The sequence below is a fragment of the Pseudomonas sp. R62 genome, assembly GCF_000257605.1.
Lineage (GTDB): Bacteria > Pseudomonadota > Gammaproteobacteria > Pseudomonadales > Pseudomonadaceae > Aquipseudomonas > Aquipseudomonas atacamensis.
In genome coordinates this window covers 2,446,656-2,468,933 of record NZ_JH635998.1, presented here as the reverse complement: position 1 = coordinate 2,468,933, position 22,278 = coordinate 2,446,656, and the positions used below count along the sequence as shown (strand labels likewise).

Annotated in this window: 21 protein-coding genes; 13 read left to right on the top strand and 8 right to left on the bottom strand. The window is 61.3% G+C overall.

The window, feature by feature from the left end:
- Positions 1-65 precede the first annotated feature (65 nt).
- Complete coding sequence (locus tag OQK_RS12105; RefSeq protein WP_038861190.1) at positions 66-770, bottom strand: FadR/GntR family transcriptional regulator; 705 nt, start codon at positions 768-770, stop codon at positions 66-68.
- 256 nt (positions 771-1,026) lie between these two features.
- Here OQK_RS12105 and OQK_RS12100 point away from each other — a divergent pair, with 256 nt between their 5' ends.
- The 5 genes from OQK_RS12100 to ppx all read left to right on the top strand — a co-directional run bounded on the left by OQK_RS12100 (position 1,027) and on the right by ppx (position 5,574).
- Complete coding sequence (locus OQK_RS12100; protein WP_016772623.1) at positions 1,027-1,812, top strand: transporter substrate-binding domain-containing protein; 786 nt, start codon at positions 1,027-1,029, stop codon at positions 1,810-1,812.
- Positions 1,813-1,833: 21 nt separating this feature from the next.
- Positions 1,834-2,502 carry an amino acid ABC transporter permease gene (locus tag OQK_RS12095; RefSeq protein ID WP_016772622.1) on the top strand — a complete coding sequence of 223 codons (669 nt, stop codon included), beginning with the start codon at positions 1,834-1,836 and terminating at the stop codon, positions 2,500-2,502.
- Complete coding sequence (locus tag OQK_RS12090; protein WP_016772621.1) at positions 2,499-3,149, top strand: amino acid ABC transporter permease; 651 nt, start codon at positions 2,499-2,501, stop codon at positions 3,147-3,149. The genes OQK_RS12095 and OQK_RS12090 overlap by 4 nt, the downstream gene beginning before the upstream one ends.
- Positions 3,136-3,873, top strand: coding sequence for an amino acid ABC transporter ATP-binding protein (locus OQK_RS12085; RefSeq protein ID WP_007911148.1), 738 nt, complete (start codon positions 3,136-3,138; stop codon positions 3,871-3,873). The genes OQK_RS12090 and OQK_RS12085 overlap by 14 nt, the downstream gene beginning before the upstream one ends.
- A gap of 198 nt (positions 3,874-4,071) precedes the next feature.
- The gene (ppx, locus tag OQK_RS12080; RefSeq protein ID WP_016772620.1) at positions 4,072-5,574 is read left to right on the top strand and encodes an exopolyphosphatase; all 1,503 of its coding nucleotides are present in this window, start codon (positions 4,072-4,074) and stop codon (positions 5,572-5,574) included.
- A gap of 244 nt (positions 5,575-5,818) precedes the next feature.
- Here the strand turns inward: ppx and ppk1 are convergent, their stop codons facing one another.
- A complete protein-coding gene (ppk1, locus tag OQK_RS12075; RefSeq protein WP_016772619.1) occupies positions 5,819-8,044 on the bottom strand; it encodes a polyphosphate kinase 1 in 2,226 nt (741 codons plus the stop codon).
- Positions 8,045-8,062: 18 nt separating this feature from the next.
- Positions 8,063-9,076: a porphobilinogen synthase gene (hemB, locus tag OQK_RS12070; RefSeq protein WP_016772618.1), complete on the bottom strand. Its 1,014-nt coding sequence runs from the start codon at positions 9,074-9,076 to the stop codon at positions 8,063-8,065.
- A 207-nt stretch (positions 9,077-9,283) separates the two neighbouring features.
- Here hemB and OQK_RS12065 point away from each other — a divergent pair, with 207 nt between their 5' ends.
- Both OQK_RS12065 and elbB read left to right on the top strand, forming a co-directional pair.
- On the top strand, positions 9,284-9,943 hold the full coding sequence (locus tag OQK_RS12065; RefSeq protein ID WP_016772617.1) for a DedA family protein: 660 nt from the start codon (positions 9,284-9,286) through the stop codon (positions 9,941-9,943).
- A gap of 167 nt (positions 9,944-10,110) precedes the next feature.
- Positions 10,111-10,779: an isoprenoid biosynthesis glyoxalase ElbB gene (gene elbB, locus OQK_RS12060; RefSeq protein ID WP_016772616.1), complete on the top strand. Its 669-nt coding sequence runs from the start codon at positions 10,111-10,113 to the stop codon at positions 10,777-10,779.
- Positions 10,780-10,907: 128 nt separating this feature from the next.
- Here the strand turns inward: elbB and OQK_RS12055 are convergent, their stop codons facing one another.
- Both OQK_RS12055 and OQK_RS12050 read right to left on the bottom strand, forming a co-directional pair.
- A complete protein-coding gene (locus OQK_RS12055; RefSeq protein WP_016772615.1) occupies positions 10,908-11,363 on the bottom strand; it encodes a YaiI/YqxD family protein in 456 nt (151 codons plus the stop codon).
- 102 nt (positions 11,364-11,465) lie between these two features.
- Positions 11,466-13,364 (bottom strand): FTR1 family protein, encoded by a 1,899-nt coding sequence (locus OQK_RS12050; RefSeq protein WP_016772614.1) that lies wholly within the window; start codon positions 13,362-13,364, stop codon positions 11,466-11,468.
- A 251-nt stretch (positions 13,365-13,615) separates the two neighbouring features.
- Between OQK_RS12050 and OQK_RS12045 the strand changes: the two genes are divergently transcribed.
- From OQK_RS12045 to OQK_RS12025, 5 genes are all read left to right on the top strand, one after another.
- Positions 13,616-15,022 (top strand): COG3014 family protein, encoded by a 1,407-nt coding sequence (locus OQK_RS12045; RefSeq protein ID WP_016772613.1) that lies wholly within the window; start codon positions 13,616-13,618, stop codon positions 15,020-15,022.
- A gap of 206 nt (positions 15,023-15,228) precedes the next feature.
- Positions 15,229-16,623 carry a COG3014 family protein gene (locus OQK_RS12040; protein WP_016772612.1) on the top strand — a complete coding sequence of 465 codons (1,395 nt, stop codon included), beginning with the start codon at positions 15,229-15,231 and terminating at the stop codon, positions 16,621-16,623.
- 16 nt (positions 16,624-16,639) lie between these two features.
- On the top strand, positions 16,640-17,011 hold the full coding sequence (locus tag OQK_RS12035) for a YcfL family protein (RefSeq protein ID WP_016772611.1): 372 nt from the start codon (positions 16,640-16,642) through the stop codon (positions 17,009-17,011).
- Positions 17,012-17,047: 36 nt separating this feature from the next.
- Positions 17,048-17,635 carry a penicillin-binding protein activator LpoB gene (gene lpoB / locus OQK_RS12030; RefSeq protein WP_016772610.1) on the top strand — a complete coding sequence of 196 codons (588 nt, stop codon included), beginning with the start codon at positions 17,048-17,050 and terminating at the stop codon, positions 17,633-17,635.
- A 3-nt stretch (positions 17,636-17,638) separates the two neighbouring features.
- Positions 17,639-18,385: a hypothetical protein gene (locus OQK_RS12025; RefSeq protein ID WP_016772609.1), complete on the top strand. Its 747-nt coding sequence runs from the start codon at positions 17,639-17,641 to the stop codon at positions 18,383-18,385.
- A 218-nt stretch (positions 18,386-18,603) separates the two neighbouring features.
- Here the strand turns inward: OQK_RS12025 and rhtB are convergent, their stop codons facing one another.
- The 3 genes from rhtB to OQK_RS12010 all read right to left on the bottom strand — a co-directional run bounded on the left by rhtB (position 18,604) and on the right by OQK_RS12010 (position 21,874).
- Positions 18,604-19,236 carry a homoserine/homoserine lactone efflux protein gene (rhtB, locus tag OQK_RS12020; RefSeq protein ID WP_016772608.1) on the bottom strand — a complete coding sequence of 211 codons (633 nt, stop codon included), beginning with the start codon at positions 19,234-19,236 and terminating at the stop codon, positions 18,604-18,606.
- A gap of 146 nt (positions 19,237-19,382) precedes the next feature.
- Positions 19,383-19,964: a mechanosensitive ion channel family protein gene (locus tag OQK_RS12015; RefSeq protein ID WP_016772607.1), complete on the bottom strand. Its 582-nt coding sequence runs from the start codon at positions 19,962-19,964 to the stop codon at positions 19,383-19,385.
- A complete protein-coding gene (locus OQK_RS12010; protein WP_016772606.1) occupies positions 19,964-21,874 on the bottom strand; it encodes an ATP-binding cassette domain-containing protein in 1,911 nt (636 codons plus the stop codon). Before OQK_RS12010 ends, OQK_RS12015 begins: the two co-directional genes overlap by 1 nt.
- Before the next feature lie 50 nt (positions 21,875-21,924).
- On the opposite strand from OQK_RS12010, the gene OQK_RS12005 reads away from it, so the two are divergent.
- A partial coding sequence (locus tag OQK_RS12005) for a TIGR02444 family protein (protein WP_016772605.1) occupies positions 21,925-22,278 on the top strand: 354 nt, incomplete at its 3' end.

Here is a 22,278-nt window from a genome sequence, read left to right as displayed (position 1 = left end):
TGTTCAGGAAGCCGCAGATGATTGAGTGTTGCTATGGCCCTTGATGAGTTTGGGTATAGCTCAAGTCACGCCGTGGCGGGAGCGATGAAGGCGATTCCGGTACGCAGGGCGGCGTTGCGCACATGTTCCTGCATGGCTTTTTGCGCTGCTCCCGACGCACGGCGGGCTAGGGCACGGAGGATCTTGCGGTGTTCCTGCCAGGTTTCCATGGCGCGCTCGGCGCGGATGAACGGCAGTTTCTGGCTCTCGAGAAAGATCTCGGCGCTGGCGGTGAGGATGCTCAGCATCGCCTGATTGCCGCTGGCGAGAAGGATGCGCCGGTGGAATTCGAAGTCGAGTTTCGCCGCTGCCTCAAAGTCGCCAAGCTTCAATTGCTCGCGCATGGCCGCAACGTTGTCTTCCAGCGCATCCAGATCGAACGTGCTCAACGTCACCGCCGCCAACCCTGCTGCAAACCCTTCGAGCGCATAGCGCAATTGAAAGATATCCAGCGGCGATGCCTGCGCCGCGAACGGCCAGCCCGGCGCTTCGCCGCGCGACAATTCGACCGGCGACTGTACGAACACGCCTTTGCCCGGCTGAATGCTGACCACGCCCAGTGCACTGAGCGACGACAGCGCTTCACGCAACGATGCCCGGCTGACGCCCAGTTGCAGCGCCAGATCCCGTTGCGACGGCAACGCATCGCCAGCGCCGAAGCCCTGTTCGGTGATCAGTTTGCGGATCGCTTGCAGCGCCACTTCGGGTACGGCGCGGGAGATCGAATTCATGATGTGCGGACGCGTCAGGGCCAAGGTGCGGCTAGTTGTAAAGCTATTCGTCGAGTCCGGCAAGTCGTGCCCCAGCGGGGTTCGGCGCGTGCAGCCGATGCGCCATCGCAGTGCGAAAACCGAGTTGACTGTTCAGACCAGTAAGACCGAACGAAGCCGCTGCTACTGCGGCCTGCCGGGGCGAAATCCGCCTGTTGGCACGGCCCATGCTCTGTCCGATCGCAGCAACCACTTCCCGCCGATCCGGAGATTGTCCATGACCCAGCGTTACAGCGCCCTCCTCGCTTCCCTGTTTGCCGGCCTGCTGCTGTGCCAGGCCCCCGCTCACGCCGACGGTCTGGACGACGTGGTCAAACGCGGCACGCTGAAAGTCGCCGTGCCCCAGGACTTCCCGCCGTTCGGCTCGGTCGGCCCGGACATGAAGCCGCGCGGCCTGGATATCGACACGGCGAAACTGCTCGCCGACCAACTCAAGGTCAAACTCGAACTGACCCCGGTCAACAGCACCAACCGCATCCCGTTCCTCACCACCGGCAAGGTTGATCTGGTGATTTCCAGCCTCGGCAAAAACGCCGAGCGTGAGAAGGTCATCGACTTTTCCCGCGCCTATGCGCCGTTCTACCTCGCCGTGTTCGGTCCGCCAGACGCTGCGATCACCAGCCTCGACGACCTCAAGGGCAAGACCATCAGCGTCACCCGTGGCGCCATCGAAGACATCGAGCTGAGCAAAGTCGCCCCCGAAGGCGTGACCATCAAACGTTTCGAAGACAACAACTCGACCATCGCCGCTTATCTGGCAGGCCAGGTCGATCTGATCGCCAGCGGCAACGTGGTGATGGTGGCCATCAGCGAGAAGAACCCCAAGCGCGTACCGGCGCTGAAAGTGAAGCTCAAGGATTCGCCGGTCTACGTCGGTGTGAACAAGAACGAAGCGGCGCTGCTGGCCAAGGTCAACGACATCCTCAACACCGCCAAGGCTGACGGCGCACTGGAAAAGAACTCGCAGACCTGGCTGAAAGAGCCGCTGCCGGCCGATCTCTGATCGACTGCGCGGGAGACCTTCATGGCTTATCAGTTCGATTTTTTGCCGGTGGTGGAAAACACCGACCTGCTGCTGCGCGGCGCTTTGTTCACGCTGGAGCTGACCGCCATCGGCGCGCTGCTCGGGGTCGGGGTGGGCATTGTCGGGGCGCTGGTGCGGGCGTGGCAGATCCGCCCGTTCTCGGCGATCTTCGGCGTCTACGTCGAGTTGATCCGCAACACACCGTTTCTGGTGCAACTGTTCTTCATCTTCTTCGGCCTGCCGTCGCTCGGCATGCAGATCTCCGAGTGGCAGGCGGCGGTGCTGGCGATGGTGATCAACCTTGGCGCCTATTCGACCGAAATCATCCGCGCCGGCATCCAGGCGATTCCGCGCGGGCAACTGGAAGCGGCTGCGGCACTGGCGATGACCCGCTTCGAAGCGTTCCGCCACGTCGTCCTGCTGCCAGCGCTGGGCAAGGTCTGGCCGGCGCTGAGCAGCCAGATCATCATCGTCATGCTCGGTTCGGCGGTGTGTTCGCAGATCGCCACGGAAGAATTGAGCTTCGCCGCCAACTTCATTCAGTCACGCAACTTCCGCGCCTTTGAAACCTACGCGCTGACCACCCTGATCTACCTGTGCATGGCGCTGCTGATCCGCCAATTGCTCAACTGGTTCGGCCGGCGGTTCATTGCGAGGAGCAGCCAATGAGCGATTTCACTTTCTGGGACATCCTGCGCAACCTGCTCACCGGCCTCCAATGGACGCTGGCGCTGTCGCTGGTGGCGTTCATTGGCGGCGGCCTCGTCGGCCTGCTGATTCTGGTGATGCGCATCTCCAAGAACACACTGCCCAGCAGCATCGCCCGCACTTGGATCGAGCTGTTTCAGGGCACGCCGCTGTTGATGCAGCTGTTTCTGGTGTTCTTCGGTGTGGCGCTGGCCGGGATCGAGATTTCGCCGTGGATGGCCGCCGCGATCGCTTTGACCTTGTTCACCAGCGCCTATCTGGCAGAGATCTGGCGCGGCTGCGTCGAGGCCATTCCCCACGGGCAGTGGGAAGCTTCGTCGAGCCTGGCGCTCAATCCGCTGGAGCAATTGCGCTACGTGATTCTGCCGCAAGCGCTGCGCATCGCCGTGGCGCCGACCGTGGGCTTCTCGGTGCAAGTGGTCAAAGGCACAGCGGTGACCTCGATCATCGGCTTCACCGAACTGACCAAGACCGGCGGCATGCTCGCCAACGCCACGTTCGAACCGTTCATGGTCTACGGCCTCGTCGCCCTCGGCTACTTCCTGCTCTGCTACCCCTTGTCCCTCAGTGCGCGCTACCTGGAAAGGAGACTGCATGCCTCTGCTTAGAATTTCCGCCCTGCATAAATATTACGGCGATCACCACGTACTCAAAGGCATCGACCTCAGCGTCGAGGAAGGTCAGGTCGTGGCGATCATCGGCCGCAGCGGCTCGGGCAAATCGACTCTGTTGCGCACACTCAACGGCCTGGAGTCGATCAACGACGGCGTGATCGAAGTCGACGGCGAATACCTCGACGCCGCCCGCGCTGATCTGCGCAGCCTGCGACAGAAGGTCGGCATGGTCTTCCAGCAGTTCAACCTGTTCCCGCACCTGACCGTCGGGGAGAACGTCATGCTCGCGCCACAAGTGGTGCAGAAAGTACCCAAGGCCAAGGCTGCCGAACTGGCGCGGGAAATGCTCGAGCGAGTCGGGCTCGGGGAGAAATTCGATGCCTTTCCGGATCGCCTGTCCGGCGGGCAGCAACAGCGGGTGGCGATTGCCCGGGCTTTGGCGATGTCGCCGAAGGTGCTGCTGTGCGATGAAATCACTTCGGCACTGGACCCGGAACTGGTCAATGAAGTGCTCAGCGTGGTGCGGCAGTTGGCCAAGGAAGGCATGACGCTGATCATGGTCACCCACGAGATGCGCTTTGCCCGAGAGGTGGGCGACAAACTGGTGTTCATGCACCATGGCAAGGTGCATGAGGTGGGCGATCCGAAGGTGTTGTTTGCCAATCCGCAGACGGCCGAGCTGGCGAACTTTATTGGCACGGTGGAAGCGACAGCCTGAAGCAGCCTCATCCTGATCGTTCCCACGCTCCGCGTCGGAATGCCTCACCGGACGCTCTGCGTCCGCTTTTGGGACGCGGAGCGTCCCGGGCTGCATTCCCACGCAGAGCGTAGGAACGATCAGGTTTGAACCATGCGCGTTGGCGCCAGCGTTTGATCGTGGCACGATGTCGGGGTTATCGACCGAGACCCCCTGACCATGCCGCAATCCCAAGCCAAGAATCTGTCCCTGATCGCCGCAATCGACCTGGGCTCCAACAGCTTTCACATGGTCGTGGCCAAGGCCCAGAACGGCGAAATCCGCATCCTCGAGCGCCTCGGCGAGAAGGTGCAACTGGCCGCCGGCATCGACGACGCGCGCCAGCTCAACGAAGAATCGATGCAGCGCGGCCTCGATTGCCTCAAGCGCTTTGCCCAACTGATCAACGGTATGCCGCTCGGCGCCGTGCGCATCGTCGGCACCAACGCCCTGCGTGAAGCGCGCAATCGTGGCGAATTCATCCGCCGCGCCGAAGAAATCCTCGGCCACACGGTAGAAGTCATCTCCGGCCGTGAAGAAGCGCGTCTGATCTATCTGGGCGTTTCGCACACACTCGCTGATACCCCGGGCAAACGTTTGGTCGCCGATATCGGCGGCGGCAGTACCGAATTCATCATCGGCCAGCGCTTCGAGCCGTTGCTGCGCGAAAGCCTGCAAATGGGCTGCGTGAGTTTCACCCAGCGCTACTTTAAGGACGGCAAGATCACCCCGGCGCGCTACGCCCAGGCTTACACGGCGGCGCGCCTGGAGATCATGAGCATCGAGCACGCCCTGCATCGCCTGACTTGGGATGAAGCCATCGGCTCCTCCGGTACGATTCGCGCCATCGGCCTGGCCCTGAAGGCTGGCGGCCACGGCAGCGGTGAGGTCAACGCCGAAGGCCTGGCGTGGCTCAAGCGCAAACTGTTCAAGCTGGGCGACGCCGACAAGATCGATTTTGAAGGCATCAAGCCTGACCGCCGCGCGATCTTCCCGGCGGGCCTGGCGATTCTCGAAGCGATCTTCGACGCCCTCGAACTGCAACGCATGGATCATTGCGAAGGCGCGCTGCGTGAAGGCGTGCTCTACGACCTGCTCGGCCGCCATCATCACGAAGACGTGCGCGAACGCACCCTGACCTCGCTGATGGAGCGCTATCACGTCGATCTGGAACAAGCGGCGCGGGTCGAACGCAAGGCCCTGCACGCGTTCGATCAGGTCGCCGTGGACTGGGAGCTGGAGGACGGTATCTGGCGCGAACTGCTCGGCTGGGCGGCGAAAGTGCACGAAGTCGGCCTCGACATCGCTCACTATCACTACCACAAGCACGGTGCCTACCTGATCGAGCACTCCGATCTGGCAGGCTTCTCCCGCGAGGATCAGCAGATGCTCGCGCTATTGGTGCGTGGCCACCGGCGCAATATTCCCAAGGACAAGTTCGCCGAATTCGGCGATGACGGCATCAAACTGATTCGCCTGTGCGTGCTGCTGCGGTTCGCCATTCTGTTCCATCACATTCGCGGAACCCAGGCGATGCCGCAGGTGGCGCTGCATGCCAATGGCGACCATCTCGATGTGGAATTCCCGGAGAACTGGCTGGATGAAAATCAGCTGACCCAGGCGGATTTCGGGCTTGAGGCGGACTGGTTGACGCGGGTGGGGATTGTTCTCACGGTGCACTGAGTAACTGGCTGGCACAAAAAAGGCGATCCGTTAGGATCGCCTTTTTATTGGGTTTGTTTGAGAGCGGCGGTGTAGCTCCCCCCTCACCCCAGCCCTCTCCCGAGGGAGAGGGAGCCGATTTGTACTAGCGTTGAGGCCAGAGTTCGATCAGGTATTTCAGGTCAGTGTATGACGCGAGACACCTCGGTCAGTCCCCTCTCCCTCTGGGAGAGGGTTAGGGTGAGGGGCTTTTGACTTTCAGCTCTCAACTGCTCACCGGCAATATCGGGCTGCCCAACCGCTCCAGCAACGTCGCCTGCGCACTGCGCGGGTTCTGGTTTCCGGTGGGCGTGTTGCGAATGTAGCGACCGTCCGACTGCAAACTCCAGCTGTGGGTGTTGTCGGTCAGGTACAGCTCCAGCTCCTTCTTGACGCGGGTCAGCAGCTTCTTGCCTTCCACCGGGAAGCAAGTCTCGACGCGCTTGTCGAGGTTGCGCTCCATCCAGTCGGCACTGGAAAGGAACATCTGCTCGTCGCCGCCGTTGAGGAAGTAGAACACCCGCGTGTGCTCGAGGAAGCGGCCAATGATCGAGCGCACATGAATGTTGTGCGAGACCCCGGCGATGCCCGGACGCAGGCAGCACATGCCGCGCACCACCAGATCGATGCGCACGCCGGACTGGCTGGCCTTGTACAGCGCGCGGATGATCTTCGGATCGGTCAGCGAGTTGAACTTGGCGATGATGTGCGCTGGTTTGCCTTCGAGGGCGAACTGGGTTTCGCGGGCAATCATGTCGAGCATGCCCTTCTTCAGGGTGAACGGCGCATGCAGCAGCTTTTTCATGCGCAGCGTCTTGCCCATGCCGATCAACTGGCTGAACAGTTTGCCGACGTCCTCGCACAAAGCGTCGTCGGAGGTCAGCAGGCTGTAGTCGGTGTAAAGCTTGGCATTACCGGCGTGGTAGTTGCCGGTACCGAGATGCGCATAACGGACGATCTCGCCAGCCTCACGGCGCAGGATCAGCATCATCTTGGCGTGGGTCTTGAAGCCGACCACGCCGTAGATCACCACCGCACCGGCCGCTTGCAGACGGCTGGCCAGTTGCAGGTTGGATTCTTCGTCGAAGCGCGCGCGCAGCTCGATCACTGCAGTGACTTCCTTGCCGTTACGCGCGGCGTCGACCAGCGCATCGACGATCTCGGAGTTGGCGCCGGAGCGGTAAAGCGTTTGCCGTACGGCCAACACATGCGGGTCTTTCGCGGCCTGACGCAGCAGGTCGACCACCGGCGTGAACGACTCGAACGGGTGCAGAAGGAGGATGTCCTGCTTGCTGACCACACTGAAGATGTTTTCGCTGTTCTGCAGCAGTTTCGGGATCTGCGGGGTGAACGGCGTGTATTGCAGCTCCGGATGGCTGTCCAGACCGGTGATGCTGAACAGACGCGTCAGGTTGACCGGGCCGTTGACCTGATACAGCTCGGTCTCGCTCAGGTTGAACTGCTTGAGCAGATAGTCCGAGAGGTGTTTCGGGCAGGTGTCGGCAACTTCCAGACGCACCGCGTCACCGTAGCGCCGCGAGAACAACTCGCCACGCAGAGCGCGGGCCAAGTCTTCGACGTCTTCGGAATCGAGCGCCAGGTCGGCGTTTCGGGTCAGACGGAACTGGTAGCAGCCTTTCACCTTCATGCCCTGGAACAGGTCATCGGCGTGGGCGTGGATCATCGACGACAGGAACACATAGTTGTCGCCGGCGCCGCCGACTTCTTCCGGGACCTTGATGATCCGCGGCAGCAGACGCGGCGCCGGGATGATCGCCAGACCGGAATCGCGCCCGAAGGCGTCGATGCCTTCGAGCTCGACGATGAAGTTCAGACTCTTGTTCACCAGCAGCGGGAACGGGTGCGTCGGGTCGAGGCCGATCGGGGTGATGATCGGTGCGATCTCGTCGCGGAAATAGCGGCGGACCCAGGTCTTGAGCTTGGTCGTCCAGTTGCGCCGACGGATGAAGCGCACCTGATGCTTTTCCAGCTCCGGCAGGAGGATGTCGTTGAGGATCGCGTACTGGCGGTCAACGTGACCGTGGACCAGTTCGCTGATCCGCGCCAGCGCCTGATGCGGCTGCAAGCCGTCAGCGCCGGCCTGTTCGCGGGCGAAGGTGATCTGCTTTTTCAGCCCGGCGACGCGGATCTCGAAGAATTCGTCGAGGTTGCTGGAGAAGATCAGCAGGAACTTCAGCCGCTCCAGCAACGGGTAGGACTCGTCCAGCGCCTGTTCCAGCACGCGGATGTTGAACTGTAATTGCGAAAGCTCGCGGTGGATGTACAGGCTGCTGTCATCCAGGCCGGGAATGGCGATCGCCGGTACCGCCACAGCGGTTTCGGCAACCGGCGCGGGTGGCGCAGGCTCCAGTTCCGGCGGGGTTTCGGTGATTTGCTCGACCACCGGCTGAGCTTCTTTTACGGCAACTTCAGTGAGTCCTTCGGTATTCATGGAATGTTCCTGGGAGGGCTATTTCTGCTCTCGTAACAATTGAGCGGCACGAACGGCAAAGTAAGTCAGGATGCCATCTGCACCGGCACGTTTAAAGGCGGTCAGTGACTCGAGGATCACCGCTTCGCTCAACCAGCCATTCTGGATAGCGGCCATGTGCATGGCGTATTCGCCACTGACCTGATAGACGAAGGTCGGCACCTTGAAGGCATCTTTGACGCGAAAAAGAATGTCCAGGTAGGGCATGCCCGGCTTGACCATGACCATGTCCGCACCTTCGGACAAGTCGGCACCGACTTCGTGCAGCGCTTCGTCGCTGTTGGCCGGGTCCATCTGATAAGAAGCCTTGTTGGCCTTGCCGAGGTTCGACGCCGAACCCACAGCATCGCGGAAAGGCCCGTAGTAGGCGCTGGCATACTTGGCCGAGTAGGCCATGATGCGCACGTTGACGTGACCGGCAATTTCCAGGGCCTCACGAATCGCCTGGATGCGACCGTCCATCATGTCCGACGGCGCCACCACTTGCGCGCCGGCTTCGGCATGGGACAGCGCCTGACGCACCAGCGCATCGACAGTGATGTCGTTCTGCACGTAGCCGTCTTCGTCGAGAATGCCGTCCTGACCGTGGGTGGTGAACGGGTCCAGCGCGACGTCAGTGATCACGCCCAGCTCCGGGAAACGCTCGCGCAGGGCGCGAGTGGCGCGCTGGGCGATGCCTTCGGGATTCCAGGCTTCGGCGGCATCGAGGGATTTCAGCTCAGGCGGGGTGACCGGGAACAGCGCCAGCGCCGGAATGCCCAGCTCGACCCATTTCGCCGCTTCTTCAAGCAGCAGATCAATGCTCAGTCGCTCGACGCCCGGCATCGAGGCCACGGCTTCGCGGCGGTTTTCACCGTCGAGCACGAACACCGGCAGGATCAGGTCATCGACCGTCAATACGTTTTCACGCACCAGGCGCCGCGAAAAATCATCACGACGATTGCGGCGCAGACGAGTGGCAGGGAACAGACGATTGGCGGGGGTAAAGCTCACGGCAGACTCCTGAGCCCGGGCAAACGGGCGAGCGTGACAGTTATAGACGGCCATTATGACCAACAGATGACAGTTATGTGTGCTCTGTGACAGGTAGCCGCAATCCATTGTCGATGTAGGAAATGTTCACGTCGAGACACATTTGGACACTTTCATGAATGTGCCCGAAGGGTTAGGCTGCGCGTTCATTTCGCCAGCACCCAGACAATGCTCCAACAATTTCTGCACGACTTTGGCTACTTTGCCTTGTTTCTCGGCACGTTCTTCGAAGGCGAAACCATTCTGGTGCTCGCAGGCTTCCTTGCGTTCCGTGGATACATGGACATCAACCTGGTGGTGGTCGTGGCGTTCTTCGGCAGTTATGCCGGTGATCAGCTGTGGTACTTCCTGGGGCGCAAGCACGGGCGCAAATTGCTTGCGCGCAAACCGCGCTGGCAGATGATGGGCGACCGCGCACTGGAGCACATCCGCAAACATCCGGACATCTGGGTCCTGAGCTTCCGCTTCGTTTATGGCCTGCGCACCGTGATGCCGGTGGCGATCGGCCTGTCCGGTTATCCACCGGGACGTTACTTGCTGCTCAACGGCATCGGCGCGGCGATCTGGGCCACCGCCCTGGCTGCGGCGGCTTACCACTTCGGCGCAGTGCTGGAAGGCATGCTCGGCAGCATCAAGAAGTACGAGCTGTGGGTGCTCGGCGCATTGCTGATCCTCGGGCTGGGCCTGTGGCTGCGGCGCCGCTTCAAGAATGCGCAACTGGCGAAGAAAATCTATCAGGACGAGCAACTCGCCAAGGCCGCCGAGGCAGAGCAGTTGCGCCAGGCCGAAACGACCCCTCCTGCCGGGCCGAAAACGCCAGCCGAATAAGCCATTCGCTGGCGGCTGCCACGCGCAGCCCAGGCAAATAATGAACACCCCGCCGCCGTTGCGATCCATTGAGAGAGCGCTCTGCCCCCGCGCGCGTCAACCGTGCCCCTATGGCCACGCGCGACGATTTGAGGGACATTGAGCGCCATGAATCTGGAGAGAAGCCCATGAGCAAAAAAGTTGCAGTGATCCTGTCCGGCAGTGGCGTGTACGACGGCGCCGAAATCCAGGAAAGTGTCATCACCCTGCTGCGCCTCGACCAGCGCGGCGCACAGGTGCAGTGCTTCGCGCCAAACATCGCGCAATTGCATGTGATCAACCACCTGACCGGCGAAGAAATGCCGGAATCGCGCAACGTACTGGTGGAATCGGCGCGCATTGCCCGGGGCAACGTCAAGGATATCCGCGACGCCGACGTCGAGGACTTCGACGCACTGATCGTGCCCGGCGGTTTCGGCGCGGCGAAGAACCTGTCGAACTTCGCCATCGAAGGCGCCGGCTGCACCGTGCAACCCGAAGTGCTGGCCCTGGCCGAAGCATTTGCCGAAGCGGGCAAGCCGGTCGGGCTGATCTGCATCTCCCCGGCGCTGGCGGCGAAAATCTATGGCCCGGGCGTGACCTGCACCATCGGCAACGACGCCGACACCGCTGCGGCCATGAACAAGATGGGCGCCACCCACGAAGAATGCGCCGTCACCGAAATCGTCGAAGACAAGGCGCGCAAACTGGTCACCACCCCGGCGTACATGCTGGCGCAGACCATCAGTGAAGCGGCTTCGGGGATCAACAAACTGGTCGACCGCGTGCTCGAACTGACTCACGAAAACGACGCTTGATCCCTAGCCGTAGATGAAACCAAATGTGGGAGCGAGCTTGCTCGCGAATGCGTTGTATCAGCCAACATCAGGTTGTATGACACACAGATTTCGCGAGCAGGCTCGCTCCCACGGCGATTGTGCAAGACTCAGGGCTTGCGGGTGAGCCGGGTCAGAATCCGATCCAGCGCATTGGCAAACGCCTGCTTCTCGCGCTCGCCAAATGGTGCCGGGCCGCCGCTGATCTGGCCCTGCTCCCTGAGATCGGTGAACAGGTTACGCACCGCCAGGCGTTCGCCCATGTTCTGCGCATCGAACTCCTTGCCGCGCGGATCCAGCGCCGCCACGCCCTTCTTCACCAGCCGATCGGCCAGCGGAATATCGCTGCAGATCACCAGTTCGCCCGGCACGGCGTGCTCGACCAGATAATCATCCGCCGCATCCGGCCCGCTCGGCACCACGATCAATTTGACGATCGCCAGCCCCGGCTTGATCTGTGGCTGCCCGGCCACCAGCACTACTTCGAACTGGCGCTTTAACGCGAATTTCACCACCAGATCCTTCGCCGCCCGTGGACAGGCGTCGGCATCGATCCATACACGCATGTTCTTGCCTCCAAAAAATTCGCGAGCAGGCTCGCTCCCACAGGATACATACCGAACCTGTGGGAGCGAGCCTGCTCGCGAATATGAGCGCAGCGAATGCCTTTATGCAGCCGACACCCGACGTTTCTCCGCCACCCAACTGCGCCCATACAGCACAGCAATCGCCACAATCGCCACCACCTGCGCGGTCAGCGAATAGGCATCGGCATGGATCCCCAGCCAGTCGAATTCAAAGAACGCCACCGGCCGTGTGCCGAAGATCCCGGCTTCCTGCAAGGCCTTAACGCCATGCCCGGCAAATACCACCGACAACGCGCACAACAGCGCGGCGTTGATGCTGAAAAACAAGGTCAGCGGCAGTTTCGCCGAGCCGCGCAGAATCACCCACGCCAGGCCGACCAGCAGCACCAGCGCCGTGGCACCGCCAGCCAGCACCGCGTTGTGCCCGGCAGGCCCGGCCTGCAGCCACAGGGTTTCGTAGAACAGAATCACCTCGAACAATTCGCGGTACACCGAGAAGAACGCCAGGATCGCAAAACCGAAACGACCACCGCCGCCGACCAGGCTGCTCTTGATGTAATCCTGCCAGGCCGCCGCGTGACGGCGGTCATGCATCCACACGCCGAGCCACAACACCATGACGCTGGCAAACAGCGCGGTGGCGCCTTCCAGCAACTCACGTTGCGAACCGCTGACGTCGATCACATACGCCGCCAGCGCCCAGGTCCCCAAGCCCGCCAGCAAGGCCAGGCCCCAGCCAACGTTGACACTGCGCACCGCTGACTGCTGACCGGTGTTGCGCAAGAAGGCGAGGATCGCCGCCAGCACCAGAATCGCTTCCAGGCCTTCGCGTAGCAGAATCAGCAGACCGGAGATGTAGCTCAGCGACCAACTCAAACCATCGCTGCCCAGCAGGCCGGCGGATTCCTTGAGTTTGGCCTTGGCCGCATTCAGACGCTGCTCGGCCTGCTCGACCGGCAGACCGTCCTGCAGCGACTGCCGGTAAGCCATCAGCGATTTTTCGGTGTCCTTGCGCACGTTGGCATCGACGTTGTCCAGCGAGCTTTCGACCAGCTCGAAGCCTTCCAGATACGCCGCTACCGACAGGTCATAGGCCTGATCATGTTCACCGGCGCGGTAGGCCGCGAGGCTCTTGTCCAGCGTGGCGGCGGTGTAATCGAGCAACTGCGCCGGACCGCGTTTGACCTGCGGTGGTTGTGCGCGCTGGGCACGGAACGTCGCCGCGACCTCTGCGCCCTCGGCAGCCTGCACCTCGGCCGGGGTCTGCCGGGCCAGGTCGGCGATGTTGTAGACCTTGTCGGACTTGGCGGCCGCCGCATCGGCACTGAAGCCGGCAATGTAGGTGGCCAGATCCCAGCGCTGGCGATCATCGAGCTGATCGGCAAACGCCGGCATGTCGGTGCCTTCGACACCCTGGCCGAGGGTGCTGTAGATCGCGTACAGGCTCAGGTGATCCATGCGCGCAGCGTCGCGCAGGTTGGCTGGCGCGGGAGTCAGACCTGGGCCGGCCGGGCCGTCGCCGGCACCTGTATCGCCGTGGCACACCGAGCAGTTCTGCGCATACAACGGCGCACCGCGTGTCGGATCCGGGGTGATGATCGGTGCCTGGCTGACTTCATAAGCCACCGCCAGTTTCGCCCCCAGCTGTCGGGCCTGACGGGCGACATCGGCACCGTCCTGCTTCGCAGTGATGGCGGCGTGCAAAGACTCCACGCCCTGTTCCAGCGCGGCTTTTTCCGGTTTGGCCGGTAATGCAGTGATCAAGCCTTGCAGAACCTGAGTGAATTCCAGCTGCTCGCGGTATTCGCCATCGTCGATGACTTTGCCTGCCGCGACCGTTGGCGGGTAATCGGCACTGATGTAATCGAGCAGGTGCAACGCTTGCGGCGCGCCTTCCACGGTATCGGCCAGCAGCGGCAGGCTGCTCAGGGACAATAACGGGAACAGCAGCCAGGCCAGCAATCGGGACGAGGCAGTCATGAACGAATCTCAAATGGAAATGCGAAGTTACATATTGTTCACTTCGAAGACATTTCTCTCAAGCTTTGTCGGCGTTTCGCTTTGATTGGCAGGAAATACCCGGCAGACGGCAGCAGCGTTTGTCGCCGAGCATTGCCGCACTATCCGCTGCCGATTGAGCCTCGACACGTTCGATCAAGATCACAGCCATTTGCCACCATCCACTTTATACTGCCCGCCCCAGAGCATTTGCGCGCAAGGAATCAACCTCAATGCGGAGTCTTCCGTTCGTTTTGCTGCTTTGCGTCGCTGTTCAGTTGAGCGGTTGTGCCGCCTATCGCAACTACGACCTTGAAATGCAGCAGACCACCGAGCAAATGACCCGGGGCAATCTGACTGGGGCTCTGGCACTGGTGGAAATGAACAACCCGTGGGAAGACAAGGATCTGCTGTATTACCTGGAAAAGGGCGCGATCCTCAGCGCTGGCAGTGCCCTGCCCGACAGCCAGGACGCCTGGCGCAATGCCGACCGGATGATCTTCCAGCGCGAGGAAGCCAACCCGTCCGGCGCGATGAAATTACTGGCGCGTTTCGGCGATGAAATGGGCACGATGCTGGTCAACGACAAGCTGCGGCGCTATGAAGGCTACGATTACGAAAAGGTCATGTTGACTACGCAAATGGCCTTGAACCAGCTATCCGTCAATGACTTTGCCGGCGCCCGCGCAGACATCAGGAAAACCCACGAACGCGAAGCATTGATCGCCCGCCAGCGTGAAAAGCAATACGAAGCGGCCGAGGAACAGGCAAAAGCTCAGGGCAAAATTCTCCATTACAAAGAACTGGAAGGCTACCCGGTCGCCTTGCTTGATGCGCCGCACGTCGTTGAGCTGAAAAACGGCTACCAAAGTGCGTTCAGCCACTATCTGGCCGGATTCACCTATGAAGCCCTCGGCGAGCGCGCCCTCGCGGCGGCCGGTTATCGTCAGGCGATCGAACTGCGGCCGGACATGCCCTTGCTGCAAAAGGCCCTGAGCAATCTCGACAAACCGCCAGCGAAAGCCGATGAAAGCGATGTGTTGCTGATTATCCAGAGTGGCCTGGCTCCGGCTCGCAGCTCAGTGCAAGTGCCGATCCCGGTTCGTCTGAACGAAACGCTGGTCATCATCGCGCCCATTTCATTCCCGGTGATGGTGCCGGACGCAGTTACGCCCAACTTCAGCCATATCACCGTAGACGGTCGCAAACAGCCGCTGGTGGTGATTAATAGCGTGACCGATATGTCCATGCGCACACTGCGCGACGACATGCCGCAAATCATCTCGCGGGCGATGTTCCGCGCCAACATGGCCGCCATCGGTCAAGCGCAGGAAAACGAGCGCAACCCGGCGAAAGCCTCGTTGATCGTCACTCAGCATGATCCGTTCGAAGAAGCCGACACCCGCACCTGGCGAGCGTTGCCGGACAAGACGCTGGTCGCCCGCCTGCGCTTGAAGAAAGGCCTGCATACCTTCCGTTTTGCGCCTGCGTCCATCGACCACCCTTTTGAAATGCGCGTCGACCAGGACCGCCAGATTCTGCACCTGCGGGTATTCCGGGATCAGGTCTATACCGTCGGATCAGCCTTTGTACCGAATCAAAAACCCGCGTCGGATAAACCCGCTTCTGCGGAGAAGTGATGGCACCGCATCTAAAAATGCACCCAAAAAGCTATTACATAGCCATCACGCCACGTTTATAATGCCGCGCCCTCGCCCAGCGAGCCGGCATCAAAAGCTCCTCACCCATGAGGAATTGGCAGGAGGCCAGCGCCGCCGTCGATAGGTCACACCAGCCCGACCAGCACACGCGGCTGCAAGTTTTGTTACTCAGGGAAGAAGTACCCATGGCATTCCGCGCTCCCATGCTGCTCGCGCTCAGCGCTGTCACGCTGTTGTCCGGCTGCGCAGCGTTTCGCAACTACGATTCCGAACTGGCCCAGACCAATCAGCAACTGGCATCCGGCAACGTCGACGCCGCGCTGACCCTGCTGGAAAAGAACAACACCGGCACCGACAAAGACCTGCTCTATTACTTCGAGAAAGGTGAACTGCTGCGCGCCAAGGGCGACCTGTCGGGCAGCCAGAACGCCTGGGGCAGTGCCGATCAGGTGGTCGGTCAGTGGGAAGACGCGGTCAAGCTCGACTCGGCCAAGTACCTGGCACAGTTCGGCAGCTTCATCGTCAACGACAAGGTGCGTCGCTACGAAGGCTATGACTACGAAAAAGTCATGCTGACCACGCAGATGGCCCTGAACCTGTTGGCGGTCAACGATTTCGATGGCGCCCGCACGGCGATCAAAAAGACCCACGAACGCGAAGCAGTGATCGCCGATCTGCGCGACAAGGAATACCTCAAGAGCGAAGAAGAGGCCGAGAAAGAAGGCATCAAGACCCAGTACAAGGATTTGCAGGGTTATCCGGTGGCCAGCCTCGACGCGCCGGAAGTGGTCGGCCTGAAGAACAGCTACCAGAGTGCGTTCAGCCATTACCTGGCCGGTTTCGTTTACGAAGCCCTGGGCGAGAAGGATCTGGCCGCGCCGGGTTATCGCAAGGCTGCCGAACTGCGCCCGAACACGCCGCTGCTCGAGCAGGCGCTGGTCAATCTCGACAAGCCTTCCAAATCCGATGACAGCGACATTCTCATCGTCGTGCAGAGCGGTCTGGCCCCGGCCCGCGACTCGATTCGCGTGCCGCTGCCGCTGCCGATTTCCAACAACGTGGTGATCACTCCGCTGTCGTTCCCGATCATCAAACCGGACACCTCCACCGCGCCGTTTGCGCAGATCGGTGTCGACGGCAAGCAAGTCGACCTGACCGCGCTGAACAGCACCACCGCCATGTCCCGCCGCGCTCTGCGCGATGACATGCCGGGGATCATCGTGCGCACCACCGTGCGCGCAATCACCAAAGGCGTGGCGCAAAAGCAGATCAACGAAACCAACCCGCTGGCCGGTCTCGCCGTGGGGATTTCTTCAGCGGTGCTCGAAGGTGCCGATACCCGTACATGGCGCACCCTGCCGGACAACACCCAAGTGGTGCGTCTGCGCCTGAAAAAAGGTGAGCATCAGGTTACCCTGCCGAGCGCCGTCGGCGGCTCGGTGGTCAAGGTCACTGTCGACCAGCGCTACCAAGTGATCAGCCTGCGTGCCGTGGGCAACCAGGTATTCGCTGGCGGCATCGCTGCTCACGTAATGCCGAGCGCTGCCGCGACCAACGTCGCCAGCCTCAAACAACCTTAAGAACGGAGTCTTTGCAATGCGCTTGAAGATCATCGCCGTCGCCGCCCTCGCCTTGCTGGCAGGCTGCGCCACCCCGCCACCGCCGGAGCCGGGCAGCGCCGCGAGCAAAGTCGTGGCCATGGGCCCGCAGAAACACATCGTCGTCGGCGCCATGCGCGTGGCTCGTGAAAACGGCTTCATGACCGTCAACGTGCAGTTGAGCAACACCCTCAACAGCAACAAGATTTTCTACTACCGCTTCGCCTGGCTTGGCGCCGAAGGTTTCCCGGTTGCCGAAGAAGAAGTGTGGAAAAGCCAGATGATGTACGGCGCCCAGACCAGCTTCATTCAGGCCATCGCGCCGACCCCGAAAGCCGTGGATTTCCGTCTGGAAATCAAGACGCCTTAAGCCCGCCACCCTATTTCTGATTGAGAGAGCTTTCTCATGTTTGCACGCTTTTCCTGCATCGCCGTCATCGCCCTGCTCGCCTCCGGTTGCGCCAACACCTCGCCGACCCTGGGCAGCAAGAACATCAGCTACGGCGACACCAAGGCTGTTGAAACCGTGACCAACGAATTCGGTTCGACCGACCTGCAAATGATCGCCGAGTCGATGACCCGCTCGCTGGCTCAGTCCGGCATTCTGCAGGGCCGTCCGGTGGTTCAGGTCTACGATGTGAAGAACAAGACCAGCGAGTACATCGATACCCGCGAAATCACCACCAGCATCAAGACTCAGTTGATGAAGACCGGTGTTGCGCGCTTCGCCAGCGACAACAATGCGATGCAGAGCCAGGTTGACCAGCTCAAGCTGCAAAACCAGAGCGGCCTGTACAAGAAAAGCACCGTGGCCAAGACCGGCAACATGGTTGCCGCCAAGTACCGCATCGAAGGCTCGATCAGCTCGATCGTCAAGCGCAGCAGCGACTACAAGGACGTCTTCTACAAATTCAGCCTGCAGTTGATCGACGTCGAAAGCGGTCTGGCCGAGTGGATGGACGAAAAAGAGATCCGCAAAACCACGGAGCGTTGATCGATGCGCACATGGATTGGCATGATGGCCCTGGCTTGCGCGTTCAGCGCGCAGGCGGCCCCGAAAGTCGCGGTGACGGATCTGGCGTATCAGGAGCGCGTGGAGCAATACATCCACATCGTTTCGGCGCAGAGCAATCACCGCGAGAGTTACTACAGCGCCAGCGGTTCTTCGAGCTACAACGAGATCGAAGCGACCACCAGCTATATCGAACAGGGCGAGTTGCGCAAATTCACCGGCGACATCAAGGGTGAAATCCTGCGTACCGGCATGTTTCAGCTGGTGCAGGGCACGCCTTATACCGCCTCATCCAAAGGCGATGTGTATGACGTGATCAAGCGCATCAAGGCCGGCAACTTCAAAGGCGCCGACTACGTGCTGTTCGGTACCGTGTCCGACATCGACTTCACCCAGGACATCAACGAGCTGGCGCACACCGACAGCTACTCGGCGGTGCTGGGCCTGACGCTGGTGGCGGATTTCAGCCTGATCAACACCAAGACCTACGAGATCACCTCGGCCTTCACGGCGATGGGTGAAGCGCAGGACACCAAACTGGTTAACCATCGCGACATCAAGATCTCGCTGAACCGTCCGCGGGTGGTGCGTGAGGTGTCCAAGGCCTTGGGCGAAGACGTGGCCGGGCAACTGAGCATGCAGCTCGGTGGTGGTGACGGTTATGAGCAGCCGCGTGAAGCGCCGCAGCGCAACAATCTGCCGCGTGATACGGCACCGGTGATCTTACGCTGAGCCGGATCTGAGGACTTTTGTGGCGAAGGGCTCTGTGGCGAGGGGATTTATCCCCGTTGGGTCGCGAAGCGGCCCTCGCTATTGATTCAAGACGATTGGGACTGCTGCGCAGTCCAACGGCGATAAATCCCCTCGCCACAAAAGCTCGCTTGCCCCGATGTCTCGGTAGAAATGAAAAAGGCGACCTCTTGAGGTCGCCTTTTTTGTGCCCGAGGGTTTTACGCCGCCGCTTTGCGCAACGTCGCCATGAATGCCGCTGCGCCGATGAACAGCCCGGCAAAGGTGCGGTTCATGCGCTTCTGCTGCTTGGGCGTGCGCAACAGGCGCAGCACCTTCGACGCCAGCCCGGTGTAACCGGCCATGACAATCAGGTCGACGAACACCATGGTCACGCCGATCACCAGATACTGAATCAGCAGCGGCGCATGGGGATTGATGAACTGCGGCAATACCGCGAGCATGAACACCAACGCCTTGGGGTTGCTGATGTTCACCAGAAAGCCGCGAAACACCAGGGCCAGTGGCTTGCCGATCGGCCGAACCGCGGCGTCATCGCTCATGTCCATGGGCAGCGCGCGCCATTGCTTGATCGCCAGGTAAACCAGATAGGCGACACCGAACCATTTGATCGCATGGAACGCTGTGGCCGAAGCGGTGAGCACAGCGCCAACACCCGCGCCGACAATCGCGATCTGCACCGCCAGACCGATCTGCAGGCCCAGTGCGTTCCAGTAGCCGCGCCAGAATCCGTACTGCAGACCGCTGGACATCGACGCGATGGCGCCCGCGCCCGGGGACAGGCTGATCACCCAGCAGGCGGCAAAAAATGCCAGCCATGTTTGAAGCTCCATCGCACACCTCGGCTGATGCTTGTGACAAGTCGTCAAAACTAATGCTGTTTGGGGCTAAAAGCAAAAGATCGCAGCCTTCGGCAGCTCCTACAGGGATCGTATTCCAAATGTAGGGGCTGCCGAAGACTGCGATCTTGCTGAAAAAGCTACTTCTCAAACCCGCTGGAAGGAAACACATCGGTCCCGCGCCAACGCCGCACCGATCGCTGGAAGAACAGGCTGTTCGGCACCTGCACCATGGCGCTGCCGGTGCCGAGTTCTTCGGCCTCGACCAGCGTGGTGTAGAGCAGATTGATTGCGATCACCCGGCCTTTGACGCCAGGCTTGTCGGTGGTGTCGACCAGTTCGACCACGTCGCCGAGGCGGAACGGCCCGACGGTGAAGATGAGAATGGCGCAGAGCAGGTTCGACAGCACGCTCCACATGGCGAAGAACGCCACCGCCGCCACTGCGACAAATCCCGACAGCGCAGTCCACAGCACCGTGGCCGAAACGCCGAGGCGCTCGAGCACGAAGAGCAGCGCGCTGCCCATGATCAGCCAGCGCAACACGCCACGCAGCGGCATCAGCAACTGCGGCGGAAACGGATAGCGCTCCCCCAGGCGAGTGAGACCTTTGGCGACGAAACGCTGGGTCAGGTAACCGGCCAGCAGAATCAGCAGAATCTGCGCGGTGAACCAGATCGGCTCGACCCACACCGCCGCAAAGGGCAGCTTGAAGGCTTCCATCAGGACAACGCCTCCAGCTCCGCCTGCATGCTTTCCAGGGTTTCCAGGGCTTCCATCCAGGCTTCTTCCAGCTCGGCTTCACGAACCTTCAATTTCGCCTGTTCGGCGAGCAGATCACGCAATTCATTTTTGCGTGCCGGCTCGTAGATATCGCTGTCACCGAGGCTGGCATCGACCTTGGCCAGTTTCTCGTGCAGCTTGCCCAGCTCGGCTTCAAGCTTGTCAGCCTCGCGCTTGTGCGGCGCCAGTTGCTGACGCAACGCTGCCGCCGCTTGGCGTTGCGCTTTCTTGTCGGTCTTGTCCGGGTTGACCGGCGTGTTGCTGACCGGCGCATTGCGCTGACGGTATTCCACCAGCCAACGTGCGTAGTCTTCGAGATCGCCATCGAACTCTTCGACCTTGCCGTCGGCAACCAGATAGAAGTTGTCGGTGGTGCTCTTGAGCAAGTGCCGATCGTGAGAAACCACCAGCACCGCACCGCTGAATTCCTGCAGGGCCATGGTCAGCGCCAGACGCATTTCCAGGTCGAGGTGGTTGGTCGGTTCGTCGAGCAGCAACAGGTTCGGCCGCTCCCAGGCGATCAGCGCGAGGGCCAGACGGGCCTTCTCGCCACCGGAGAAATTCAGCACCGGCTCATCGATGCGTGCGCCCCGGAAGTCGAAGCCGCCGAGGAAGTCGCGCAGGGTCTGCTCGCGCTCACCCGGCGCCAGACGCTGCAAATGCAGCAACGGGCTGGCCTTGGAATCCAGCGAGTCGAGCTGATGCTGAGCGAAGTAGCCGACCACGGTGTTTTCGCCACGGGTCAGGCGCCCGGCCAGCGGTTCGAGCTCGCCGGCGAGGTTCTTGATCAGCGTCGATTTACCCGCGCCGTTCGGCCCAAGCAGACCGATCCGCGCACCCGGGGTCAGTTGCAGCTTGACCTTCTCGAGGATGGTCTTGTCGCCATAACCCAGGCGCGCATCGGACAGGTCGATCAGCGGACTGGAGATCTTGGTCGACTCGCGGAAGACGAAGTCGAACGGCGAATCGACGTGGGCCGCCGACAATTCTTCCATGCGCTCCAGCGCCTTGATCCGGCTCTGCGCCTGACGGGCCTTGGTCGCTTGCGCCTTGAAGCGGGCGATGTAGCTTTCCATGTGCGCACGCTGCGCCTGCTGCTTCTCGTAGGCCTGTTGCTGCTGGGCCAGACGCTCGGCGCGGGCGCGTTCGAACGCGGTGTAGCCGCCCCGGTAGAGGGTCAGTTTGCGCTGATCGACATGGGCGACGTGATCGACCACTTCGTCGAGGAAATCCCGGTCGTGGGAAATCAGCAACAAGGTGCCCGGATAACTTTTCAGCCACTCTTCGAGCCAGATGATCGCGTCGAGATCCAAGTGGTTGGTCGGTTCATCGAGCAGCAGCAGATCCGACGGGCACATCAGTGCCTGCGCCAGATTCAGACGCATCCGCCAGCCACCGGAGAAATCGCCTACCTGACGGTCCATCTGCTCATTGGTGAACCCAAGACCGGCGAGCAGCTTGCGCGCCCGCGCATCGGCGGTGTAACCGTCGGCGCTGTCGAGTTCGGCGTGCAGGCGCGCCAGTGCGGTGCCGTCGTGGGCCTCCTCGGCGGCGGCAAGCTCGCGTTGCACCTCGCGCAGACGCAGGTCGCCATCGAGCACATAATCAACCGCCAGGCGCTCGAGCGTGTCGACCTCCTGGCGCATATGCGCGATACGCCAGTCGGCCGGCAGCAGGCAGTCGCCCGAATCCGGGTGCAACTCGCCGCGCAGTAACGCGAACAGGCTGGATTTGCCGGCACCGTTGGCGCCGATAAGGCCGGCTTTGTGGCCGGCGTGCAGGGTCAGCTCGGCGTCTTCTAGCAGACGTTGCGGGCCACGCTGTAAAGTCAGGTTCTGAAGTCGGATCATAATGGCGGCGGAGTCTACCAGCTTCGCTCACAACTGGCGCGAGTAGCACGATGTCCTCTGACCTGTGGAGCTTTGCCCTTGATGTCTACGTCCGGCCGGGCGTGGAAGATGCCTGCCTGCAATTGCAAAGGGCGGGCGCCAATGTCTGCCTGCTGCTCTGCGGTTTGTGGCTGGAGCAGCGCGCGGTGACCTGCGATGAACCGCGCGTACGTCTGCTCAAGGCCTTGACCGCGCCGTGGGATATCGACGTGGTGCAGCCGCTGCGAACCCTGCGCCTGCAATGGAAAGCGCGGGCCGTCGACGATGCGGTGGTGGCCGGCATGCGCGAGCAGATCAAATCACTAGAGCTTGAAGCTGAGCGCACCTTGTTGTCACGGCTCGAAGGTGTGGCGCAGGAGTGGACG